Origin of the sequence: Roseinatronobacter ekhonensis (assembly GCF_900499075.1) — a bacterium.
Taxonomy (GTDB): domain Bacteria; phylum Pseudomonadota; class Alphaproteobacteria; order Rhodobacterales; family Rhodobacteraceae; genus Roseinatronobacter; species Roseinatronobacter ekhonensis.
On sequence record NZ_UIHC01000015.1, the window covers coordinates 18674 to 40142 of the forward strand.

The following is a 21469-nucleotide window of genomic DNA, read 5'->3' on the forward strand; positions in this document are numbered from 1 at the left end:
TCTAGGCCTTTGCCCTGCCAATGGCCAGAGCCGCGCTATTGCGTGGCGCGGTCCGGCACGACAAAAACCTGCCCCGGATAGATCAGGTCGGGATCACGGATCTGATCGCGGTTGGCGTCAAAAATGCGCATGAAGCGCCGCCCGTCGCCGTATTTCTGCTCTGACATGTCCCAAAGCGTGTTGCCGGGCTGCACGATCAGCGCCCTAGGGCCGTCGGCGTCGCGCGCCAGTTCCGGCGTGACCCGCTCGAACGGGATTTCCGCGCGCGAGGTGACTTGGGCTGCGGCATCCAACTCGTCCACACGCAAGCGATAGACTCCGCGTTCAATGCCCGCCAACTGGGCTTGCCACGCGCCGTCGACATCGGCGCGGGTTCGGATGATTGGCTGGTTGTCGAGATAGATCTGGATATCGGCCAGCCCGCGCCCGCTGCGCCCGCCCATGACCACTTCGCCGTCGCGGTCATACACCACGGAATCGATTACCACGCTGGTCTGGGCGCCGCCCGCTTGCGGCAGGCGCGGAGCTTCGCCCAGCACCTGAACCGAGCCATCCGCGCGCAACAGCACCGCCAAGGGCGTGCCATCCGCTTCGGGTTCCTGCGCGCGGGCCACGGCATCGGGCAAGTCAGGCGGTCCCACCGAGCGCGGTGCCGCGCTATCGGCCTCTGCAGGCAGGCTTGGGCGTGCAGGCGCGTCGGGTGCACCAAAGAGCGGTTCGGTCGCCACTTCACGCGCGATCCCGCGCGGGGCATCCCCGGCACTCGCCGCCAGATCAGAGCTGCTTGGCGCCAACATCAACGTATCGGCAGACCGGATACGTCCGCCTTCGGGCAAGCGCACCTCCAGTTCCAGCACACGCGGCGTTCGGCTGGGTTCGACATCGAACATCATCACGAACTCGCCCGCGCCGGAACTGACGGTTTGCGACACTTGCAACTCGTCGATCAGCGCGGCAACCTGAACGCGCGCGGGGGCCTTGCCCGCCACCAACACATTCCCAAGGTCGGTGACACGGACAATGTCGAATTGCGGCGCCGCGTCGTTCATCACGTCCAAGGCCGCGACCTGCACATCCGACGCAATCTCGGGCGCGGGCGCGCTGACGATGTCAGGGGCAATCATCTGGACGCTCGGTGGGGGCAGTTGCGGCGCGTCCTGCTCCGGGAACACGACCATATAGGCCACGCTGGCCGCGCCGGCGACGGCCACGGACCCGACCGCCCATTGCGCCAGAACGTCCTTCGGCACGTATTTCAACATGGCAAACCCCCAGCGGCGCGCAACTCACAGCCCATCCGCAACTTGCACAAAGCTAACAACCCAGTTACCTGCTGCCAATCATTTCGCTACAAGGTCTATACACCATGTCAAGCCCGACCCCATCTATTTGTGTATTTTGTGGCGCACGGGCCGGAAATGATCCGGCCTTTGTGGCTGATGCAAAGGCTTTTGGCGGCAAGATCGCCCAAAAGCAGTGGCGATTGGTTTATGGCGCAGGCGATGTCGGGCTGATGGGCGAAGTTGCACGCGCCTGCATGGCGGCGGGCGGCGACACTTTCGGGGTGATCCCCACCCACCTGATGCAAGGCGAGGTCGCAAAGCGAGATCTGCGCACGCTGGTCGTGACCGAAACGATGCACGAGCGCAAAAAGGTCATGTTCAGCAATTCCGACGCGGTGGTTGTGCTGCCCGGCGGTGCAGGGTCGCTGGACGAGTTTTTCGAAGTGCTGACATGGCGGCAACTGGGCTTGCACGCGCGGCCCATTTTCATACTTAACACCGGCGGCTATTGGACGCCTTTGGCCGCGCTGATCGACAATATAATCGCGCAAGGTTTTGCCGACCCCAGCTTGCGCGGGTTCTTTACCCTGTGCGACAGCGTGGACGAGGTTGTGAAGGGGTTGGACGCGGCGTTGGCCGACTGACTTTTGCGGCGCGGAACAAGGGCGAAGCCCGCCCGCCCAACAACGCTCCTACTAAATCTTAAGAAAGGTTATCACAAGAAGTAATCTAAAACCCAAGGAAGTGTTGAGTAAAAAACACCTACAATAAAAAGACCAATCCCACAGACTTCTAGTGCAACACTACTATCGAACAGATCACTTACATCCGAACGCAACTTCTCAACTTCCGTGATTGATGCCTTCCCAAGATCATCAATTTTCTGATCAATTCTAGCAAAACCTGAAGCTTGTTGTCCTGAAATATCGTTCAATGTTTTGCGAATATCTAAAATATCACTCTCCAAACGAACAATACGCTCAGATGTTGAAAGTTGTCTACTATTGGCGTTTCCAATTTGACCCACCAATGTGGCAGAAACCTTCGCATGAGCATGGACAGAGACCACTCTCACTCTATCGAATGGTAGCAAAGGCATAGCAATAAAATATCCATAAAGCCTTGATGGGATAGACAATAATCCAAAATGCTTAAGATTGGAATTCACACCAATGATCGTAAGGCAAAATCCTGCAATTTGAATTACTACTCCGTAAATTACAATATGATCGCGAGATATTGGATCAGTCCAAAAAAGATATACCGGTCCCAATCCAACTACTAGTAGAGATAAAAAAACAAGCCACCCGCTCCAGCCCCTTAAAAACCATCTGCCAAGCGTCAGACTTCTTTTTATCCATTGCTTGAAGGTTAGCCGCCGCCATTCATAGAAACTATCCATGGAATTTCTTGAGCCTCAGGTCAATTCCGAATTGATCATGTTTCATTTTGATTTCATTGGCCTTGGTTTTTTTTGAAGTGAGCAACGCTAATCGCAGTGGCATTTATGCTTGTCCCGGGTCAAGGTCTACTCCGCCGCCACCCGTTTCGGCTTCAACAGCGGTGCCAGATAGCGGCCGGTATGGCTTGCCTCGACCTTGGCCACAGCCTCCGGCGTGCCGGTGGCGACAAGCTGCCCACCACCATCACCGCCCTCGGGGCCGATGTCGATAATCCAATCGGCGGTTTTAACCACGTCCAGATTGTGTTCGATCACCACCACCGTGTTGCCCTGATCGACCAGTTCGTGCAGCACTTCCAATAGCTTGCGCACATCCTCGAAATGCAGGCCCGTGGTCGGCTCATCCAAGATATACAAGGTCCGCCCGGTCGAACGCCGCGCCAGTTCCTTCGACAGCTTCACACGCTGCGCCTCGCCGCCCGACAGGGTCGTCGCTTGCTGACCTACTTTGATATAGCCCAAGCCGACGCGCATCAACGCATCCATCTTCTCGCGGATCGACGGCACGGCCTCGAAGAAGCCCTGCGCTTCTTCCACGGTCATATCCAGCACATCGGCGATGGATTTGCCCTTGAACAGCACTTCCAGCGTTTCGCGGTTGTAGCGTTTGCCCTTGCAGGTCTCGCACTCGACATAAACATCGGGTAGGAAGTTCATCTCGATCTTCAGCACACCGTCGCCTTGGCACGCCTCGCACCGCCCGCCCTTCACGTTAAAGCTGAAACGACCGGGCTTGTAGCCGCGCGTGCGCGATTCCGGCAGGCCCGCGAACCAGTCGCGGATCGGGCCGAACGCGCCCGTATAGGTCGCGGGATTGGACCGAGGTGTGCGCCCGATGGGCCGCTGGTCAATGTCGATGACCTTGTCCAACTGCTCGAGCCCCTTGATCGTCTCGCAGGGCGCGGGCGTCTGGCGCGCGCCGTTCAGCCGCATGGACGCGGTCTTGAATAACGTCTCGATCGTCAGCGTGGATTTGCCGCCCCCCGACACGCCGGTCACGCAGACGAATTTTCCTAGAGGAAAATCCACCGACACATCTTGCAGGTTGTTGCCGCTGGCTTTCACGACCTTCAGCTTCTTGCCATTGCCCTTGCGGCGGGTTTTCGGCACCGGCACCTCTCGTGTGCCGGTCAGGTATTGGCCGGTCACGCTGGCCGGGTCGGCCATGATCTGCGCGGGCGAACCCTGCGCCACGATCTGGCCGCCATGTACCCCCGCACCGGGGCCGATATCCAGAACGAAATCGGCGGTGCGGATGGCTTCCTCGTCATGCTCGACCACGATCACCGTGTTGCCTTGGTCGCGCAGGTTGCGCAGCGTCACCAGCAGTCGGTCATTGTCGCGCTGGTGCAGGCCAATGCTCGGCTCGTCCAGCACATACAGCACCCCTGTCAACCCGCTGCCGATCTGGCTGGCCAAGCGGATGCGCTGGCTTTCGCCGCCCGAAAGTGTGCCCGCGTGCCGCCCCAGCGTCAGGTAATCCAGCCCCACATTGACCAGAAAGCCCAAGCGTTCACGGATTTCCTTCAGGATCGCGCGCGCGATCTCGTTCTTTTGCTTGGTCAGCGCGTCGGGCACGGTCTGCACCCAATCGAGCGCGTCCTTAATCGCCATTTCGGTGACCTGCCCGATATGCAAGCCGCCGATTTTGACCGCCAAGGCTTCGGGCCGCAGCCGGTGGCCACCGCACGCACCACACGCACGGTTGTTCTGGTATTGCTCGAAATCCTCGCGCACCCAAGCGCTGTCGGTTTCGCGGTAGCGGCGTTCCATATTGGGAATGACGCCCTCGAACGCGCGGGTGACGTTATAGACGCGCCCGCCCTCGTCGTATCGAAAGGGCAGCTCCTCACCGTTCGAACCGTAAAGCAAGACCTGCTTCACATGCGCAGGCAGGTCTTTCCATAGGGTTTTTGCGTCGAATTCGTATTGCGCGGCAAGCGATTGAATAGTTTGCAGGAAATAGGGCGACTTGCCCTTGCGCCATGGGGCAATTGCCCCGTCATACAGTTTCAGCGCGTGGTCGGGCACGACAAGGCGTTCGTCAAAGAACAGTTCTACCCCCAACCCGTCACATTCGGTGCAGGCCCCCGTGGGCGCGTTGAAGGAGAACAGGCGCGGCTCAATTTCCGAGATGGTGAAGCCGCTGACCGGACAGGCGAATTTCTCAGAGAACGTCAGGCGTTCGCCGTCTTCTTTCGCTTCCTCCAGCACGGCAATGCCATCGGCGAGGTCCAATGCCGTGCGGAACGAATCTGCCAGCCGCGTCTCGATCCCCTCGCGCACCACGATCCGGTCCACCACCACGTCGATGTCGTGGCGGAATTTCTTGTCCAACGTGGGCGGCTCGTCCAATTCGTAGAATTGCCCGTCCACCTTCACCCGCTGAAACCCCTGCTTGCGCAACTCCAGAAATTCCTTGCGGTATTCGCCCTTGCGGTCGCGCACGATGGGAGCAAGCAGATAGGCGCGCGTCCCTTCCTCCAGGCCCATAACGCGGTCGACCATGTCCTGAACTTGTTGCGCCTCGATCGGCAGTCCGGTGGCCGGGCTATAGGGCGTGCCCGCACGCGCGAACAGCAGGCGCATGTAATCGTAAATTTCCGTGACCGTGCCGACGGTGGAGCGTGGGTTCTTGCTCGTGGTCTTCTGCTCGATGGAAATCGCGGGTGACAGGCCCGAAATATGGTCCGTGTCCGGCTTTTGCATCATGTCGAGGAACTGGCGCGCGTAGGCCGACAGGCTTTCGACATAACGGCGCTGCCCTTCGGCATAGATCGTGTCAAACGCCAGCGACGACTTGCCTGACCCTGACAGCCCGGTAATGACCACAAGCTGGTCGCGCGGCAGGTCCACGTCGATATTCTTCAGATTATGCTCGCGCGCGCCGCGCACCTCGATGTATTTCTGCTCGGCCATGGCCATCCCTCTCGCGCTTCATCCGGCAAGATAGCGGGACGGGACCGAGTCTCCAATCGAATTCTGTGAACAAATGGTAAACATTTGGATGCAACGCCACAAATTTCACACGAGACCTGCGATAGACAGAATATACATTCATTAAAGTGAATTTATTTCTTGCAAACGGCCCCCCAAGCACCAATCTACGCACAATGATGTTCAGAAAGGCCGCACACATGTTCGGATTCCTCACCAAAACCCACCCCGCGCGGATCGACCCGTCAGAAGCGGTTGCCCGTGCCAAGGCCGGTACACTCACCGTGATCGACGTGCGCGAAACGGGCGAATTGCGCCAGTCAGGCAAGGCCAGGGGCGCGTTGCACATACCGCTTGGCCAGATCGGCGCGCAAACCGACCCGAATAGCGGCCATTTCAACCGCAACCTCGATACCGGCAAAGCGGTCGCGCTCTACTGCGCGTCGGGCGCACGGTCGGGGCGTGCGGCGGATATCTTGCGCGCCAATGGGTTTGCAGAGGTCTACAATCTTGGCACGCTGCAAGATTGGCAACTCTCGGGCGGCGCGGTGGTTCGCTGACCTTTCAACAAGCACCAACCGCAAAGCCCGCGACGCAGTCGCGGGCTTTGGACATAGACTTGCGGCCGCAAGGCCGCTCCGCTTGGTCAGCTTTCAGAAATGGATCGCGCGGCCATACGCGTCCAGAACCGACTCGTGCATCATCTCTGACAGCGTCGGGTGCGGGAAGACCGTCGCCATCAGGTCCTCTTCCGTGGTTTCCAACTGGCGACCCACGACGTAGCCTTGGATCAACTCGGTAACTTCCGCGCCAACCATATGCGCGCCCAACAGCTCGCCGGTTTTCGCGTCGAACACCGTCTTGATCATGCCTTCCGGTTCGCCCAGTGCAATCGCCTTTCCGTTGCCCATGAACGGGAAGCGGCCGACCTTGATGTCCATGCCTTTCTCTTTTGCCTGTGCTTCGGTCAGCCCGACGCTGGCGATCTGCGGGTGGCAATAGGTGCAGCCAGCAATGCTGTCAGGGTCCACCGCGTGCGGGTGCCCCCCTGCGATCAACTCGGCCACCATCACACCTTCATGGCTGGCCTTATGCGCCAGCCAAGGACCGTTGGTTGCATCGCCGATCACAAAAAGCCCTTCGACCCCGGTGCGGCAATATTCATCCGTCACAACGAAAGAACGGTCGATCTTTGCGCCCGCTTCTTCCAGCCCGACCCCTTCGGTATTGGCTACAATCCCAACGGCGGATATCACCGTGTCGAATTCGTGCTGTTCGACCTTGCCGCCGCGCTCTATATGCGCAGTCACTTTGGGGGCTTTGCGATCCAGCTTCTTGACCATGGCTTTTTCCATGATCGTCATGCCTTGCTTGGTGAATTGCTTTTTGGCAAAGGCGCTGATCTCGGCATCTTCCACCGGCAGAATGCGGTCCTGCACTTCGACCACGGTCACATCCGCGCCGAGTGTATTGAAGAAGCTGGCAAATTCGATCCCGATCGCGCCGGACCCGATGACCAGCAGCTTTTTCGGCATCCGCTTCGGCGTCAGCGCGTGTTTATAAGTCCAGACCAGATCGCCATCGGCTTCAAGTCCCGGCAATTCGCGGGCGCGCGCACCAGTGGCAAGGATGATGTTCTTCGCCTGCAGCTCCTCATCGCCCTTGTCGGTCGTGACCGACACACGCCCCTTGCCCGCCAATTTGGCGGCACCCATGATGACCGTGACCTTGTTTTTCTTCAGCAGGTGGCCAACGCCACTTGTCAGCTGACCCGCGACCCCGCGCGAGCGTTTGACCACAGCATCCAGATCATAGCTGATCTTGTCCGCGCTCAGGCCGAACTCCTTGGCGCGGTGCATCAGGTGGAACACTTCGGCAGAGCGCAGCATGGCTTTGGTCGGAATGCAGCCCCAGTTCAGGCAGATGCCGCCAAGATGCTCACGTTCGACAACTGCGACCGATTTGCCAAGCTGAGCGGCACGAATGGCCGCGACATACCCGCCGGGGCCTGCCCCGATTACAACAACGTCAAACGTTTTGGCCGCCATGCGAATGTCTCCTCCTGAAGCGCAATGCGAAATTAGTTTGGCATTAAACTAAATTTTGCGCTGCCGCAACGCATAGGCAGAAACCCCGCCATGCTTGGGGCGCATGGCTAGCCAGCGCCGGGCCGGGTCAGGCGGCTTCTTGCAGTCGTTTGACAGCGACACCGTAGCCGCCGGCCACCAAGAACGATTGCTCGGCAGGCGTTGTCTCTCGGCCCAGCGCATCGTTGCGGTAGGGGAAGCGCCCGAATTCGCGAATGACAGCGCGGTGCGCGCGGGCGTGCAGCAGGTTGGACGGCCCGGTTTTCGGCATGCGCAACAAGAACATGCGCACCGCGCGGTCCTGATCCATCTGGCTTTCTGAGTGCATGAGCGGCATGTAGAAAAACTGTCGTGCCGGTTCCTCGATCTGGCCATCAAAGCGCAAATGGCAGGCGCGGGCAGCGACTGTGCGCGCCAGAGCATCGGTCGCGAACGCGCGCGGATCGTTGCGGAACATGTTGCGCGGGAACTGGTCTGTCACGATCAGATAGGCAAGGCAGCCTCGCGGACACGACGCCCAATTGCCCAATCGACCGGCACGCGCCTTTTCCCAAAGCGCCATATATCTATCACGGATCTGGGCATCAAGCGCGTCATCCTGAACATACCAGCGGTCTGGCCCGACCTCTTCCAGCCAGAATGAAATCACCTCATCAACTGTCGACATTGCCCAATTCCGATTTTGTTTCATGTTCAACCATAGTTACAGGCTTGTCTGTGGCTGACAACGCCCTTGTAACAATATTTCAAATTATGGCGCATTTACGCTTATTTTGTTACATCCGCGTCATCGCCTGCATGCTCCGCCAGTTCGGTCAGGTCGTTATAGACCGCTTCGACCGTCGCCGCCGAGACTGTTGGCGACACTGGCGCATAAGGTCCTGCCTCGGCGACCGGGGTCGAAGCACGCCGCGTCATGCGCCATGTCGCATAGAGTGCCAGCGCCAATGTCAGGACGCCGATGAACAGGAAATAGCCGTTCGGCCCGATCAGGCCCATCATGCGCCCAATGATCAACGGCCCGATTATCGCCCCCACACCGTTGACAAACAACAGCCCACCTGAGGCCGCTGCCATCATGTCATGCTCCAGATAGTCATTGGTATAGGCCAGCAGCAACGCATAGAGAGGGTTGGAAATGCCGCCGATCACCAGCGCCACACCAACCAGCGCCCAAAAGGGCATTGGCATCAGCACGGGCAACGCCGCCGCACCGGACCCCAGCACGGCAACCACAACAACCAGTTTGCGTCGGTCCACGCGGTCGGACAGCCACCCTATCGGCACCTGAAACACCAGCCCGCCGAAATAGATGGCCGCGGTGAAAATGGATATTTCCAACACGCTCAGACCCACTTGGGTGCCCCAAACGGCGGTCATCCCGAACAGCGCGGAAAACACGCCGCCCATCAGGAAAATGCCCACCACGCCCAAAGGTGACACGTCATACAGCGCGCGGATGGAGAGCGATTTCGTAGTGTCAAAGGGTGGCGCGGGGCTGATCGATAAAAGGATCGGCGCAAAGGCCAATGACACCAGAACCGAGGGGATGACAAACAGCATGAACCCGGCAGGGTCTGCAAAGTTGATCAACGCCTGCGCGGTAATGATGCCAACCATCTGGACGATCATATAGAGCGACAGGGTCTGGCCACGGGTTTCGTTGCTGGTGGCGTTGTTCAGCCAGCTTTCCGCTGTGACATAGACACCCGAAAAGCAAAACCCGATCAACACGCGCAACAGCGCCCAGACCACCCATTCGGGGATGGCGGCATACAGCACCAAAACCGCAGAGATCAAAGAGCCGAGCGCGGCAAACACCCGCACATGGCCGACCCTGCGGATCATCTCTGGTGCGATACGCGACCCGATCAGAAAGCCCGCGAAATAGCCCGACATGACAATCGACATCTGCCCGGTGGTAAAGCCTTCGATGTCGCCGCGAATACCCAGCAAGGTGCCCTGCACACCGTTGCCGACCATCAAGAGCATGATGCCCAAAAGCAGCGCCCAAGAGCCTGCAAATACCTTTATCATCGGGTCGCTTTCTGAATGAAGTTTCGCGCCATGCACTAGCCGGGCGCGTGCCAGTCTATCACGCCGTTTGCGACACTTCTTCGGGCAATAACAGCGAGGAATCACCGTATGAGAAGAAACGATACCCCTGCGCAATCGCATGGGCATAAATCCGCTTGATCCGGTCTTGCCCCATCTTGGCGGCGACCAGCATCATCAAAGTCGATTTGGGCAGGTGGAAATTTGTCATCAGCCCGGTCGCGATCTGGAATTCGAACCCCGGCGTGATGAATATATCGGTCATCCCCGCCCATGGCGCGATCTGGCCGGGGCCGGTGGCCGCGGTTTCCAGCACGCGCAGCGCGGTTGTGCCTACCGGAATCACGCGCCGCCCTTCGGCACGGGCACGGGCGATCTGCGACGCAGCGGTCTGGGTGACTTGTCCCCATTCGGCATGCATCTTGTGGGCAGAGACATCATCGGTCTTGACCGGTAGGAACGTGCCCGCGCCGACATGCAGCGTGACCTCGGCAAATTCCACACCGCGCGCCCGCAATGCCGCCAGTAGATCGTCGTCGAAATGCAGCGATGCCGTGGGCGCGGCCACTGCACCCGCGTCGCGCGCGAACACGGTCTGGTAGTCGTCGCGGTCCTGCGCATCGGCGCGGCGGCGCGATTCGATATAGGGCGGCAGCGGCATCTGCCCGGCTTGGTCAAGTGCGGCGTCAAACTCCGGCCCGTCAAGGTTGAAGCGCAGCCGCACATCCTCGGCGCCACGCTCGACCACCTTGGCCGCAAGCCCTGCGGCGAAGACCACCTCTTCCCCATCGGCCAGCTTGCGCAAGGGTTTGGCCAGCGCGCGCCATGTGCCATCGGGCTGCGGTTCGGTCAGCGTAATCTCGACCTTCGCGACCACTGGTCCCTGCGCGCTATCGCGGTGGCGCCGACCGGACAGGCGCGCGGGGATCACCTTGGTTGTGTTCAGCACCAGCAGGTCACCCGCGCGCAGCATGTCGGGCAGATCGCGCACATGACGGTCGGCCATTGCATCGCCCTGCGCGACAAGCAGCCGCGCCGCGCTGCGCGGGCGTGCGGGACGGGTGGCAATCAACGCCTCTGGCAATTCAAAATCGAAATCCGACAGTTTCATCGCGCGCCTCTGGGGTTTTGTCGTCAGGGGCTTTAACTTGCCCATCACCCCGCTACAACAGGGACAACGCAACCTTGATAAAGAGGCCCACCATGCTGTCCACCGGCGATCTTGCTCCCGACTTCACCCTGCCCCGCGATGGCGGCGAAACCGTGACACTTTCGGCGCTGAAACCCGCCAAGGTTGTCCTGTATTTCTACCCGCGCGACGACACCCCCGGCTGCACAACCGAAGCGACCGAGTTCACCGCGCTGGCCGCCAAATTCGAAGCCGCGGGCGCCAAGGTCATCGGCGTGTCGAAGGACACGGTCGCCAAGCATGACAAATTCGTCGCCAAGCACGATCTGGGCGTGATGCTGGTGTCGGACGCTGAAAGCGATGTCTGCGAGCGCTACGGCACATGGGTTGAAAAGAACATGTATGGCAAGAAAAGCATGGGGATCGAACGGGCAACATTTCTGATCGACGCCGAAGGCCGCGTCGCGCAGATCTGGCGCAAGGTCAAAGCCAAAGGCCACGCCGCCGAAGTGCTGGACGCGGTGCGCGGCGCATGACCCAAACGCTGGGCGACATGGCGGTAGAGGTGCTGGGCACCGCCGACGGGCGCGCAAAAACCGCACTGAGCCATGCCCATGCGCGGGCATGGTTTGCCGCGCGCAAAGCAGGACAGGCGCTGCCCTTGGGCACGGCAACACCGCCCCTGCGCCCGGCCCGCCCCGACCGTCCGGAACTGCTGGACCCGCGTGACGTGCCGCGCCGCCGTCCGGGCACGCCCGAGGGTCGCATCGCGCTGCTACACGCGATTGCACATATCGAGTTGAACGCGGTCGATTTGCATTGGGACATGATCGCGCGCTTTCCGGGCCATGATATGCCGACCGGATTCTATGACGACTGGGTGAAGGCGGCGGATGAGGAATCCAAGCATTTCAACCTGGTCTGCGGCTGTCTGGAGCGATTGGGCAGCCATTACGGAGCGTTGCCGGCCCATTCGGGCATGTGGCGGGCGGCTGAAGAGACGGTAAACGACATTCTGGGCCGTCTGGCCGTGGTTCCGATGGTGTTGGAAGCGCGCGGGCTGGATGTCACGCCCGGCCTGATCGAAATTTTCGAACGGGCAAAGGACCGCGAAGCGGTCGACGCACTCAAGACCATCTATGCCGAGGAAGTGGGTCATGTGGCCTATGGCTCCAAGTGGTTCAACTTCCTGTGCGGGCGGCAGGGGCTGGACCCGCAACCCGTGTTTCTTGACCTTGTGCGCCGCTACTTCCACGGACCCTTGCGCCCCCCTTTCAACGAAGAGAAACGCGCTCAAGCCGGGTTGCCCCCGGATTTCTACTGGCCGTTGACTGAACCAGCGGGATAACGCTTAAAACATGCTGATGTGCTTTATCTTCAAGCGCTTCATGACCGAACTTGACGTAAAATCGGCGGAAACTCGCTGATTTTTGGCCTCTGACCCGCATGGGGCGCGCAACACCTCATTAAGACATTGCAGCAGGCCTACCCCCCCATTACAGCAAAATTAACGGGGCGTTTTCCGGTTTTCATGCGTTTTCGAGTGTTTTACATGCAGACCCCGGCTGAAAAATGACCCAGAACGGGATGGCAATGTTTAGACGACAGCTCGTAAAACTGAACCAGCGGCTAGAACGGCGCTTGCCGGAACAGCGCTTGTTTCTGCGCTCTGACAACACAACCCGGTTTGTCCGCCTGCGACCCTTCACCCAGCTTATGGGCATCGGCGCAGTGGCGACCTTCTTTGCCTGGGGCGTTCTGGCGACCTCAATCCTGCTGATGGACAGCATCGGGTCGGGGACGCTGCGGGAACAGGCGCAGCGTGAGCAGGCCACTTATGAGCAACGCCTGAACCAGATGGCGCAGGAACGCGACCGCCACGCGCAATCGGCAGAAACCGCTCAGGTTCGGTTTGGCGAGGCGATGGGCCGTATTTCCGACATGCAGTTGGAACTCCTTGCCTCCGAGCAGCGCCGCCTTGAACTGGAAGCAGGCATCGACACGGTGCAGCAGACTGTCGCCCGCGTGGTGCGTGAGCGCGACGCGGCGCGCACCCAACTCGCAGAGGCACGCCGCACGCTAGAGGCCGAAACCGGCACAGCGCGCACCGCTGCGGATCGCGGGCGCGACGTGCAGGATATGCTGGACTATTTGTTGGTGGCGATGGACGGTGTTGGTGCGGATCTGCACGAACAATCTCTTAACGCCGAACAGACCAGCAATCAGGCGCAGATGCTGGCCATGGAAAACGAGCTGTTGAAGGACCGCAACCACGTCATATTCACGCAGCTTGAAGAGGCGCTTGATTCCGTGATGGGGCCGTTGGAACGGGTTTTCCAATCTGCCAATGTCTCTCCTGACCAGATACGCCGGCTTGTGCGTCAGGGTGCGCAATCGCAAACCGCGTCTTTGCGCCCGATCTCCGTATCCACCTCTGGCGCTATGGCCGCCAGCCCCGATATTTCGCGCGCCAATCGCGTTTTGGGCAAACTGGCCGATGTTCAAGCCTACCGCGAAGGGCTGGACCGTCTGCCGATCGCCAGACCCGTTTCAGCCTCTGTGCGCCAGACCTCTGGCTTTGGAATGCGCCGCCACCCGCTGACCGGTCGCAGCAAGATGCATAACGGTCTGGACTGGGCAGCCTCGCGCGGGACATCCATTCTGTCGGCTGCCGATGGAATCGTAACTACAGCGGAACGCCAGCGCGGATACGGCAATATCGTCGTCATCAAGCACGAATTCGGGCTGGAAACCTATTACGCGCATTTGAACTCTATCAATGTGCGCGAGGGACAAAGGGTCTCGCGCGGACAAAAGATTGGTGGTATGGGCACGACAGGCGCGTCGACCGGGGTTCACTTGCACTATGAAGTGCGTGTAAACGGTCGGCCAGTAAACCCGATCACCTATATAAGGGCTGGACAAAATGTTTTCTAAGAGCCGTATCAACGAACCCGGCCCAAAGGCTGATGCCAAAACCACGCCGTCGGCACCCGCAGCACCGGAACCGACACCGTCGTTCATGCGGCAGTCAAGCTCTGACAGCGCACCGGCGCAATCCACCAAGGGCAAGCCCGCTGCGTCTGTTCTGGCCGCTGACCTGACGATTACCGGAAACATCAAAACCACCGGCGATGTCGTGGTCGAGGGGATCGTCGATGGCGACATCCGCGCTCATCTGCTGACCGTGGGCGAAACCGCCACCATCCGAGGCGAGATCGTTGCCGATGACATCGTCATCAATGGGCGCGTCATCGGGCGCGTTCGGGGTTTGAAAGTGCGCCTGACCTCTTCTGCGCAGGTCGAGGGCGACATCATTCACAAAACCATCGCCATCGAATCGGGCGCCCATTTCGAAGGGTCCGTTCAGCGTCAGGATGACCCGTTGCAGACCAACCGTGGCCAGAACACTGAGCAGCCCAAGCCTGCCGCCGCAACGCAGGCTTCTGCCCCGGCTCCGGCTCCAAAGTCGGAAACGTCCGAAGCGGTGAAGAAAGCCACGGACCAGCGCAAAAGCGCCAACACCTAAGAGCAATCCTTGCAAAAGCATGAAAAAGCCGCGCACCGAATGGGCGCGGCTTTTTGCGTGGCGGCGCACTGATCACGTCAGGATAACACCTTGCGGTTTACCTGCGTAACACGAATGATGTCCGAGAAAGACCTTGGTGCGGGTGGGGAGACTCGAACTCCCACGCCTTGCGGCGGAGGATTTTGAATCCTCTGCGTCTACCATTCCGCCACACCCGCACGGTCGGCTGCGCATGCATTAGCTTGCTTTTCCGGCACCTGCAACAGGGGGAATATGGTCGTCCGGCAGTTTTTCGCACAGAACCGTGCCGGATTGCGTCGACGCCCTCGCAAGATTGACCAAGCCCTTGATTTACGCTATGTCCTGCCAATCTGGCCGGTTCCGGCGCGGATGTGAGCGGGGCGCGAAGATCTGGGCGTCCCAAAACAGATAACGGCCCGATGCCGTATCAGATGGACGCCAATGACCCTTTTTTCCGACCTGAAGCTGGACCCCAAGGTCCTCAAAGCCGTTGCTGAAGCCGGCTATACCGCCCCTACCCCCATTCAGGCAGAGGCTATTCCACACGCGCTGGAAGGCCGTGACGTGTTGGGGATTGCCCAGACCGGCACCGGCAAGACCGCGTCGTTTACCCTGCCGATGATTACCCGCCTTGGCCGCGGTCGCGCACGCGCGCGGATGCCGCGCAGCCTGGTGCTGGCCCCAACGCGCGAATTGGCGGCTCAAGTTGCTGAAAACTTTGACACTTACGCCAAATACACCCGCCTGACCAAAGCCTTGCTGATCGGTGGCGTCGCCTTTGGCGAACAGGACAAGCTGATCGACCGTGGCGTCGATGTGCTGATCGCAACCCCCGGTCGCCTGCTGGACCATTTCGAGCGCGGCAAACTGCTGCTGACCGGGGTCGAGGTGATGGTCGTGGACGAAGCCGACCGGATGCTGGATATGGGGTTCATCCCCGATATCGAGCGTATCTTCAACCTGACGCCATTCACCCGTCAGACGTTCTTTTATTCCGCGACCATGGCGCCGGAAATCGAACGCATTACCAACATGTTTCTTGCGAATCCCGCGCGCGTCGAAATCGCACGTCAGGCGACCGCGTCGGAAACCATCGCGCAGGAACTGATTGAATTGCAGGCGACGCGCCGCGATGCGGCCGCCAAAGCCAAGCGCGAAGCGTTGCGCAAGATCATCTCGGATGAAGGCGACAAGCTGGAAAACGCGATCATCTTTTGCAACCGCAAGGTCGATGTGGATGTGCTGTCCAAGTCGCTTATCAAGCATAAGCTGGACGCGGCCCCGATCCATGGCGATCTGGACCAGTCGGTGCGCACGCGCACGCTGGAAAGGTTCCGGAACGGCGAATTGCGGCTTCTGATTGCATCGGATGTTGCGGCGCGCGGCCTTGATGTGCCGTCCGTCAGCCATGTGTTCAATTTTGACCTGCCGTCGCACCCAGAGGATTACGTCCACCGCATTGGCCGGACGGGCCGCGCAGGGCGGTCAGGCAAGGCGATTTCGTTGATGGTGCCCGCCGATCAGAAATATCTGGACGGGATCGAGGCGCTGCTGCAAAAGCCGCTGCCACGCGGCACCGCCCCCGATATGGGCCAAGGGTCGTCCCGCCCGCCCGAAGTGGCAGAGGACACCGCAGAAAAGCCCAAGCGCACCCGCCGCGCGCGCAAGCCTGCCAATGACAACGCAGAGACCAAGGCAGACGTGCCCGCCGCCGCCGCGACAACAGAAGCCGCGCCAGAAGTTGCCGCAGAGGTCGCGACGCCCGCTGCCCCGCAGCAAGAGCGTCCAGCCCGCGGTCGTGGGCGCGACCGCGACGCCAACCGGCGCGACGGCGACCGCCGCGACAATCGCAACCGCAACGACGGCCCCGTCGGCATGGGCGACCATGTCCCCGACTTTTTGCTGCGCGAATTCCGCACCGCGTAAGCGATACGCCAGACGCAAAAAAGCCGCGCAGAGGGATTAACCTTTGCGCGGCTTTTTGCTGGCCGGGTCTGTTCAGCGATAGAGCAGCGACACCTTGTTGTGGAACAGATGCAGCCGCGCAGGATCTGCTTTCAGCTTGACGGTCTTGCCACGCAGTTCTGCATGGGTGCCCGCCAGCTTGGCCAGAACCGGGTCCGCGCCCGGTGCGTCGGGCTTGAAATACAGCACGGTCAATTCGCCAAGGGCTTCGATCAGATCGACCTCACCCTGATACAGGTAATCGTCATCGTCGCTTGCGATCAGGTCCTCGGGGCGCGCGCCCAGATTGACCTTTAGCCCCATATCCGCATCCGTTGTCGGGATATTGGCTGTGGCCACACCGCCCCCATCCAGCTTGACGCGGGTTTGCGCGCCGGTTTCCACCACTTCGCCCGACAGCAGGTTCATCGCAGGAGAGCCGATGAACTGCGCGACGAATTCGCCATTCGGTCGCTCATACAGTTCCAACGGCGTGCCGACTTGGGCAATACCGCCCCCTGCCAGAACCACAATCCGGCTGGCCAGTGTCATCGCCTCGACCTGGTCATGGGTCACATAGACCATGGTCGAGTTTGGCATCGATTCCTTCAGCTTGGCAATCTCGATCCGCGTGGCGACACGCAACGCCGCATCAAGGTTCGAAAGCGGTTCGTCGAACAGATATACTTTCGGGTCGCGCACGATCGAGCGCCCGATCGCAACCCGCTGCCGCTGCCCGCCCGACAGAGCTTTGGGCAGACGGTCCAGATAGGGACCAAGTTGCAGAATTTCGGCGGCCCGGTTGACGGCCTCGTCAATCTCGGACTTTGATTTCTTGGCGATTTTGAGCGCGAAAGCCATGTTGTCGCGCACGGTCATGTGCGGGTAAAGCGCATAGGACTGGAACACCATGGCAATGCCACGCTGCGCCGGCGGGATGTCGTTGACGACCATGCCGTCAATTTCGAGTGTACCACCGGTGATCTTTTCCAGCCCTGCGATCATGCGCAAAAGCGTGGATTTGCCGCAGCCCGAAGGCCCGACAAAGACAACCAACTCGCCTTGCTTGATGTCGAGGTTGACATCCGACAGCACCTTGACCTCGCCATAGGCCTTTTCGACATCGCTCAGTTTCAGATCGGCCATGGGTTCCTCCCCCCTCGTTTTATCGTTTCAGCAGCAAACAGGGCTGCCACGGTCCCAGATGCACCAGCCCGTCCTCTCCGGCGCCGGAACTGTTCAGCTCTTGCCCCACCGTGATCCAGTTGCCTTGCGGCAAGTAGAGCGTTGCCGGCTCATGGCTGAGGTTGAAGGCGCAGAACATGGTTTCACCCGCCTCCTCGCGGATGAAGGACAGCGTATCGCCCGACACATGCAGGTCGCGCATCTCTCCGCGCGACAGGGCGCGGTGGGAGTGGCGCAACGCGATCGCCCGGCGGTAATGATGCAGCAGCGCGTCAGGCGCGCGTTCCTGCGCATCGACCGACAGCCCGATATGTTCGCGTGCCACGGGCAGCCACGGGACATCGGTTGAAAAGCCCCCGTTCAGGGTGGCCTTTTCCCAGACCATGGGCGTGCGGCACCCGTCGCGGCCTTTGTACTCGGGCCAGAACTGAATGCCGTAGGGATCGCGCAGATCCTCGAACACAAGTTCCGCTTCAGGCAGGCCCAGCTCTTCGCCCTGATACATGCAGGCAGAGCCGCGCAGGCACATCATCAGCGTGGCATAGACACGCACAGCGGCGGACGACATGTCCCAACGGCTAAGATGGCGCATGACATCATGGTTGGAGAATGCCCAACAGGCCCAGCCCTCGGGGGCGACATAATCCAGATGGCGCAACACGGCAGCGAAGCGGGCGGCAGAGGGCGGCTCTGCGGCCAGAAACTCGAACGCGTAGCACATCTGCACCTTGTCGTTGCCGGATGTGTATTCGCCCAGAATCTCGAGCCCCTTTTGCGCGTCCCCGACCTCTCCCACCGCGGCGGCGCCGTAGGTGTCGAGAAGCGCACGGAACCGGCGCAGGAACTCCAGGTTCTCGGGCTGGTTCTTGTCGTAGAGATGTTCTTGGTGGTTGTAGGGGTTCACGGCGGGCGCGATATTGGCGTTGCGCTGCTCTGGCGGCAGGGGCGGGTTGTCGCGCAACTGCCAGTCATGCACATAGAAATTGATCGTGTCCAACCGGAAGCCGTTGACCCCGCGCTCCAGCCAGAAACGCGCCACTTCCAGCAATTCCTGCTGCACGGCGGGTTCATGAAAGTTCAGGTCAGGCTGTGACGACAGGAAGTTGTGCAGGTAATACTGACACCGCGTCGCATCCCACGCCCATGCAGAGCCGCCAAAAATGGACAGCCAGTTGTTGGGCGGCGTGCCATCCGGTTTCGGGTCCGACCAGACATACCAGTTTGCGCGCGGATTGTCGCGCGACGACCGGCTTTCGGTAAACCAAGGGTGCTGGTCCGAACTGTGCGACAGCACAAGGTCAATCAGAACCTTTATGCCCAGCCCATGCGCGGTGGCGATGATGGCGTCGAAATCGGCCAAGGTGCCGAACATCGGGTCCACATCGCAATAGTCGGACACGTCATAGCCGAAATCCTTCATCGGAGAGGTGAAGAACGGGCTGATCCAGATCGCATCCACGCCAAGGCTGGCGATATAAGGCAGGCGTTGCACGATACCGCACAAATCGCCGATACCGTCGCCGTTGCTGTCTTGGAAGCTGCGGGGGTAGATCTGATAGATCACCGCACCGCGCCACCAGTCGGGGGTCAGTTCCAGCCCTTGTTCGGGCTGCAACATTGCAGAAACCGTCACGTTATATTCCTTACTTGACCGAGCCGGCCAACAGGCCGCGCACAAGGTAGCGTTGCATTGTGAAGAAGACGATCAGCGGCACCGCAATCGAGACAAAGGCCGCCGTGGCCAATATGCCCCAATCTCCCCCCCGCGACCCCAGCAGGTCGTCGGCGATCTTCACGGTCATGACCTGAGATTCCGCGCCCGATGGCAAGAAAACTTTGGCCACAAGCAGGTCATTCCATGTCCACAGGAACTGAAAGATCGCGAAAGAGGCAAGTGCCGGAAAACTGAGCGGCAAGATGATCTTGGTAAAGATCTGGAAATCGGTTGCGCCATCGACCTTCGCGCCCTCGATAATATCGCGCGGAAGGCCGACCATATAGTTGCGTAACAAATACACCGCCAAGGGTAAGCCGAAGCCGGTATGCGCCAACCATATCCCCAAGAAACTTTGGCCGATGCCGATATCGGTGTGTAATTTCAACAGCGGCACCAACGCCAGTTGCAACGGCACCACCAACAGCCCCACCACGGCCGCGATCAGCACCCCGCGGCCCGGAAAATCCATCCACGCCAGCGCATAGGCTGCAAAAGCCGCGATCAGGATGGGGATAATCGTGGCCGGGATGGTCACGGTCAGCGTGTTGATGAACGCGCGGTCCATGCCATTGGCATTCAGCACGGTGTCGTAATTCAACAAGGTAAATCGCGGGGGCGTCTCCGCCGCGAGGTATATTGTCGGGCCACGGTCTATCGGTTCAGCACTTTCCAGACGGAATGACCCGTCCGCCTGCACGGTCAGCGTGCCACCGCTTCGCAATTCGGTTGCGGTGCCGGGGGTAAACTCATCCGGGGCCACGGCACGTGTGCCAAAGGCCGAGACAGAGCCATTATCCTCTGGAAATGCCTCTGCGATTTCGGGGTCATCGAACAAGTTGCCTTCCAGCACATATTGCGTGCCTTCCTGGCGTGCGCCATCCGCCGCAACCCGTGCGCGGAAATTCAGGTCGACCGAAAATGGCGCCTGCCACCAGCCGGAATTCGAGATCTGATCCCGCTCACGAAAGGATGACACGAACAGCCCGATGGTCGGCAACAGCCATAGCAGCACAAGGATGATAACGGTGATGTTGACCGCGATCTTCCCGCCTTGGTTCTGCCCTGCGATATTGTCCATTGGTTAACCCTCCCTCGCGCCGTTCAGCGCATTTCCTTGCGTGCCTGGCGGATGTTCCAGATCATCACCGGCAACACCAGCAGCATGATGACAAAAGCAACGGCGGTCGCGCGCCCGTCATCGCGGAACATGAAGGACATCATGTAGCTGGGCAGGATGTCGGTATCGAAATTGCCGCCGGTCATGGTGTAGACAATGTCGAACACTTTCAGCACCAGAATTGTGATCGTGGTCCAGACCACGACGATTGTGCCCATGATCTGCGGCACCTTGATCTGGAAAAACACCTGAAACGGGTTCGCGCCGTCGATGATCGCGGCTTCTATGGTTTCCTCTGGAATGCCGCGCAGCGCGGCTGACAAGATGACCATGGCAAACCCTGTCTGAATCCAGACAAGGATGAACATCAGGAAGAAATTGTTCCAGAACGGCACCTGTAGCGGGTCCAGCGCTTCCAGCCCCATAGAGTCGCGAATGGAATTGATGATCCCGATATCGGGATTGGCGGAGTAGACGAATTTCCAGATCAGCGACGCACCGACAAAGGAAATCGCCATCGGCATGAAGATCAACGATTTGGCAAAATTGCCCCAGACCAGACGGTCGGTCAGCTGCGCGACCAGCAGGCCCAGAAACGTGGCCATGGCTGGCACGACCAACACCCATAGCAGGTTGTTGAACACGGCTGTGCGGAACGCCTCTTCCGCGAATAGGTTGATATAGTTGTCTAACCCTATGAAATTATTACCCAAGCGGTCAAAAAGCGAGCGGTAGAAAGACCCTACAACCGGGTAGACCAGATACAGGCCCAACGCGAACATGGCCGGAAACAGAAACAACCACGGGCGCACCTTGTTGGCGCGGTTTATGTTCCGGCCTGCCTGCGGCCCTCGGGCTGGAAAGATCACCTTGTCGAGGATGATGTTCGATGCGTAAAAATACCCGACGCAGCCACCGACACCGATGATGATGGTCAATAGGCCCTGTAATACTGGTGACATGGCTGTGCTCCCTTCATGCGCCACACGGACGCGGTCGGCGA

18 protein-coding genes and 1 tRNA gene are annotated in these 21469 nt (G+C 59.9%); 7 read left to right on the forward strand and 12 right to left on the reverse strand.

The window, feature by feature from the left end; all coding sequences use genetic code 11:
* Positions 1 to 35: 35 nt before the first annotated feature.
* The gene (locus tag ROE7235_RS09055; RefSeq protein ID WP_121094826.1) at positions 36 to 1262 is read right to left on the reverse strand and encodes a LysM peptidoglycan-binding domain-containing protein; all 1227 of its coding nucleotides are present in this window, start codon (positions 1260 to 1262) and stop codon (positions 36 to 38) included.
* 104 nt (positions 1263 to 1366) lie between these two features.
* Here ROE7235_RS09055 and ROE7235_RS09060 point away from each other — a divergent pair, with 104 nt between their 5' ends.
* Positions 1367 to 1927 carry an LOG family protein gene (locus ROE7235_RS09060; protein WP_121094828.1) on the forward strand — a complete coding sequence of 187 codons (561 nt, stop codon included), beginning with the start codon at positions 1367 to 1369 and terminating at the stop codon, positions 1925 to 1927.
* 71 nt (positions 1928 to 1998) lie between these two features.
* On the opposite strand, the gene ROE7235_RS19870 is transcribed toward ROE7235_RS09060, so the two are convergent.
* A complete protein-coding gene (locus ROE7235_RS19870; protein WP_147434190.1) occupies positions 1999 to 2685 on the reverse strand; it encodes a hypothetical protein in 687 nt (228 codons plus the stop codon).
* A gap of 126 nt (positions 2686 to 2811) precedes the next feature.
* Entirely contained in the window at positions 2812 to 5664 is a 2853-nt protein-coding gene (gene uvrA, locus ROE7235_RS09065; RefSeq protein ID WP_121094924.1) for an excinuclease ABC subunit UvrA, read from the reverse strand.
* Between the two features lie 218 nt (positions 5665 to 5882).
* On the opposite strand from uvrA, the gene ROE7235_RS09070 reads away from it, so the two are divergent.
* A complete protein-coding gene (locus tag ROE7235_RS09070; RefSeq protein ID WP_121094925.1) occupies positions 5883 to 6242 on the forward strand; it encodes a rhodanese-like domain-containing protein in 360 nt (119 codons plus the stop codon).
* A 93-nt stretch (positions 6243 to 6335) separates the two neighbouring features.
* On the opposite strand, the gene lpdA is transcribed toward ROE7235_RS09070, so the two are convergent.
* The 4 genes from lpdA to queA all read right to left on the reverse strand — a co-directional run bounded on the left by lpdA (position 6336) and on the right by queA (position 10935).
* Entirely contained in the window at positions 6336 to 7730 is a 1395-nt protein-coding gene (lpdA, locus tag ROE7235_RS09075; RefSeq protein ID WP_121094830.1) for a dihydrolipoyl dehydrogenase, read from the reverse strand.
* Positions 7731 to 7857: 127 nt separating this feature from the next.
* Complete coding sequence (locus tag ROE7235_RS09080; RefSeq protein WP_121094832.1) at positions 7858 to 8436, reverse strand: DUF924 family protein; 579 nt, start codon at positions 8434 to 8436, stop codon at positions 7858 to 7860.
* Between the two features lie 101 nt (positions 8437 to 8537).
* Positions 8538 to 9806, reverse strand: coding sequence for an MFS transporter (locus ROE7235_RS09085; RefSeq protein ID WP_121094834.1), 1269 nt, complete (start codon positions 9804 to 9806; stop codon positions 8538 to 8540).
* Between the two features lie 58 nt (positions 9807 to 9864).
* On the reverse strand, positions 9865 to 10935 hold the full coding sequence (gene queA, locus ROE7235_RS09090) for a tRNA preQ1(34) S-adenosylmethionine ribosyltransferase-isomerase QueA (protein WP_121094835.1): 1071 nt from the start codon (positions 10933 to 10935) through the stop codon (positions 9865 to 9867).
* A gap of 92 nt (positions 10936 to 11027) precedes the next feature.
* On the opposite strand from queA, the gene bcp reads away from it, so the two are divergent.
* The 4 genes from bcp to ROE7235_RS09110 all read left to right on the forward strand — a co-directional run bounded on the left by bcp (position 11028) and on the right by ROE7235_RS09110 (position 14482).
* Entirely contained in the window at positions 11028 to 11489 is a 462-nt protein-coding gene (bcp, locus tag ROE7235_RS09095) for a thioredoxin-dependent thiol peroxidase (RefSeq protein WP_121094837.1), read from the forward strand.
* A complete protein-coding gene (locus ROE7235_RS09100; protein WP_121094840.1) occupies positions 11486 to 12301 on the forward strand; it encodes a ferritin-like domain-containing protein in 816 nt (271 codons plus the stop codon). Before bcp ends, ROE7235_RS09100 begins: the two co-directional genes overlap by 4 nt.
* Before the next feature lie 245 nt (positions 12302 to 12546).
* Positions 12547 to 13890 (forward strand): DUF5930 domain-containing protein, encoded by a 1344-nt coding sequence (locus tag ROE7235_RS09105; protein WP_183073439.1) that lies wholly within the window; start codon positions 12547 to 12549, stop codon positions 13888 to 13890.
* Positions 13880 to 14482 carry a bactofilin family protein gene (locus ROE7235_RS09110; RefSeq protein WP_121094844.1) on the forward strand — a complete coding sequence of 201 codons (603 nt, stop codon included), beginning with the start codon at positions 13880 to 13882 and terminating at the stop codon, positions 14480 to 14482. Before ROE7235_RS09105 ends, ROE7235_RS09110 begins: the two co-directional genes overlap by 11 nt.
* 134 nt (positions 14483 to 14616) lie before the next feature.
* Here the strand turns inward: ROE7235_RS09110 and ROE7235_RS09115 are convergent.
* Positions 14617 to 14700 (reverse strand) — tRNA-Leu (locus ROE7235_RS09115).
* Between the two features lie 244 nt (positions 14701 to 14944).
* Here ROE7235_RS09115 and ROE7235_RS09120 point away from each other — a divergent pair.
* Positions 14945 to 16429 carry a DEAD/DEAH box helicase gene (locus ROE7235_RS09120; protein WP_121094846.1) on the forward strand — a complete coding sequence of 495 codons (1485 nt, stop codon included), beginning with the start codon at positions 14945 to 14947 and terminating at the stop codon, positions 16427 to 16429.
* A gap of 72 nt (positions 16430 to 16501) precedes the next feature.
* On the opposite strand, the gene ROE7235_RS09125 is transcribed toward ROE7235_RS09120, so the two are convergent.
* The 4 genes from ROE7235_RS09125 to ROE7235_RS09140 are packed head-to-tail and all read right to left on the reverse strand — an operon-like array spanning position 16502 to position 21428.
* Complete coding sequence (locus ROE7235_RS09125; protein ID WP_121094848.1) at positions 16502 to 17593, reverse strand: ABC transporter ATP-binding protein; 1092 nt, start codon at positions 17591 to 17593, stop codon at positions 16502 to 16504.
* 19 nt (positions 17594 to 17612) lie between these two features.
* Positions 17613 to 19250 (reverse strand): alpha-glucosidase, encoded by a 1638-nt coding sequence (locus ROE7235_RS09130; RefSeq protein ID WP_183073441.1) that lies wholly within the window; start codon positions 19248 to 19250, stop codon positions 17613 to 17615.
* A gap of 25 nt (positions 19251 to 19275) precedes the next feature.
* On the reverse strand, positions 19276 to 20427 hold the full coding sequence (locus ROE7235_RS09135; protein ID WP_121094851.1) for a carbohydrate ABC transporter permease: 1152 nt from the start codon (positions 20425 to 20427) through the stop codon (positions 19276 to 19278).
* Positions 20428 to 20450: 23 nt separating this feature from the next.
* Positions 20451 to 21428, reverse strand: a complete 978-nt coding sequence (locus tag ROE7235_RS09140; protein ID WP_121094929.1) for a carbohydrate ABC transporter permease — start codon at positions 21426 to 21428, stop codon at positions 20451 to 20453.
* Positions 21429 to 21469: the final 41 nt, after the last annotated feature.

Excerpts from the sequence above, each read along its gene's own strand:
- ROE7235_RS09055 (WP_121094826.1), bottom strand. The coding sequence starts at position 1,262 with ATGTTGAAATACGTGCCGAAGGACGTTCTGGCGCAATGGGCGGTCGGG.
- ROE7235_RS09060 (WP_121094828.1), top strand. The coding sequence starts at position 1,367 with ATGTCAAGCCCGACCCCATCTATTTGTGTATTTTGTGGCGCACGGGCC.
- ROE7235_RS19870 (WP_147434190.1), bottom strand. The coding sequence starts at position 2,685 with ATGGATAGTTTCTATGAATGGCGGCGGCTAACCTTCAAGCAATGGATA.
- uvrA (WP_121094924.1), bottom strand. The coding sequence starts at position 5,664 with ATGGCCGAGCAGAAATACATCGAGGTGCGCGGCGCGCGCGAGCATAAT.
- ROE7235_RS09070 (WP_121094925.1), top strand. The coding sequence starts at position 5,883 with ATGTTCGGATTCCTCACCAAAACCCACCCCGCGCGGATCGACCCGTCA.
- lpdA (WP_121094830.1), bottom strand. The coding sequence starts at position 7,730 with ATGGCGGCCAAAACGTTTGACGTTGTTGTAATCGGGGCAGGCCCCGGC.
- ROE7235_RS09080 (WP_121094832.1), bottom strand. The coding sequence starts at position 8,436 with ATGTCGACAGTTGATGAGGTGATTTCATTCTGGCTGGAAGAGGTCGGG.
- ROE7235_RS09085 (WP_121094834.1), bottom strand. The coding sequence starts at position 9,806 with ATGATAAAGGTATTTGCAGGCTCTTGGGCGCTGCTTTTGGGCATCATG.
- queA (WP_121094835.1), bottom strand. The coding sequence starts at position 10,935 with ATGAAACTGTCGGATTTCGATTTTGAATTGCCAGAGGCGTTGATTGCC.
- bcp (WP_121094837.1), top strand. The coding sequence starts at position 11,028 with ATGCTGTCCACCGGCGATCTTGCTCCCGACTTCACCCTGCCCCGCGAT.
- ROE7235_RS09100 (WP_121094840.1), top strand. The coding sequence starts at position 11,486 with ATGACCCAAACGCTGGGCGACATGGCGGTAGAGGTGCTGGGCACCGCC.
- ROE7235_RS09105 (WP_183073439.1), top strand. The coding sequence starts at position 12,547 with ATGTTTAGACGACAGCTCGTAAAACTGAACCAGCGGCTAGAACGGCGC.
- ROE7235_RS09110 (WP_121094844.1), top strand. The coding sequence starts at position 13,880 with ATGTTTTCTAAGAGCCGTATCAACGAACCCGGCCCAAAGGCTGATGCC.
- ROE7235_RS09120 (WP_121094846.1), top strand. The coding sequence starts at position 14,945 with ATGACCCTTTTTTCCGACCTGAAGCTGGACCCCAAGGTCCTCAAAGCC.
- ROE7235_RS09125 (WP_121094848.1), bottom strand. The coding sequence starts at position 17,593 with ATGGCCGATCTGAAACTGAGCGATGTCGAAAAGGCCTATGGCGAGGTC.
- ROE7235_RS09130 (WP_183073441.1), bottom strand. The coding sequence starts at position 19,250 with ATGTTGCAGCCCGAACAAGGGCTGGAACTGACCCCCGACTGGTGGCGC.
- ROE7235_RS09135 (WP_121094851.1), bottom strand. The coding sequence starts at position 20,427 with ATGGACAATATCGCAGGGCAGAACCAAGGCGGGAAGATCGCGGTCAAC.
- ROE7235_RS09140 (WP_121094929.1), bottom strand. The coding sequence starts at position 21,428 with ATGTCACCAGTATTACAGGGCCTATTGACCATCATCATCGGTGTCGGT.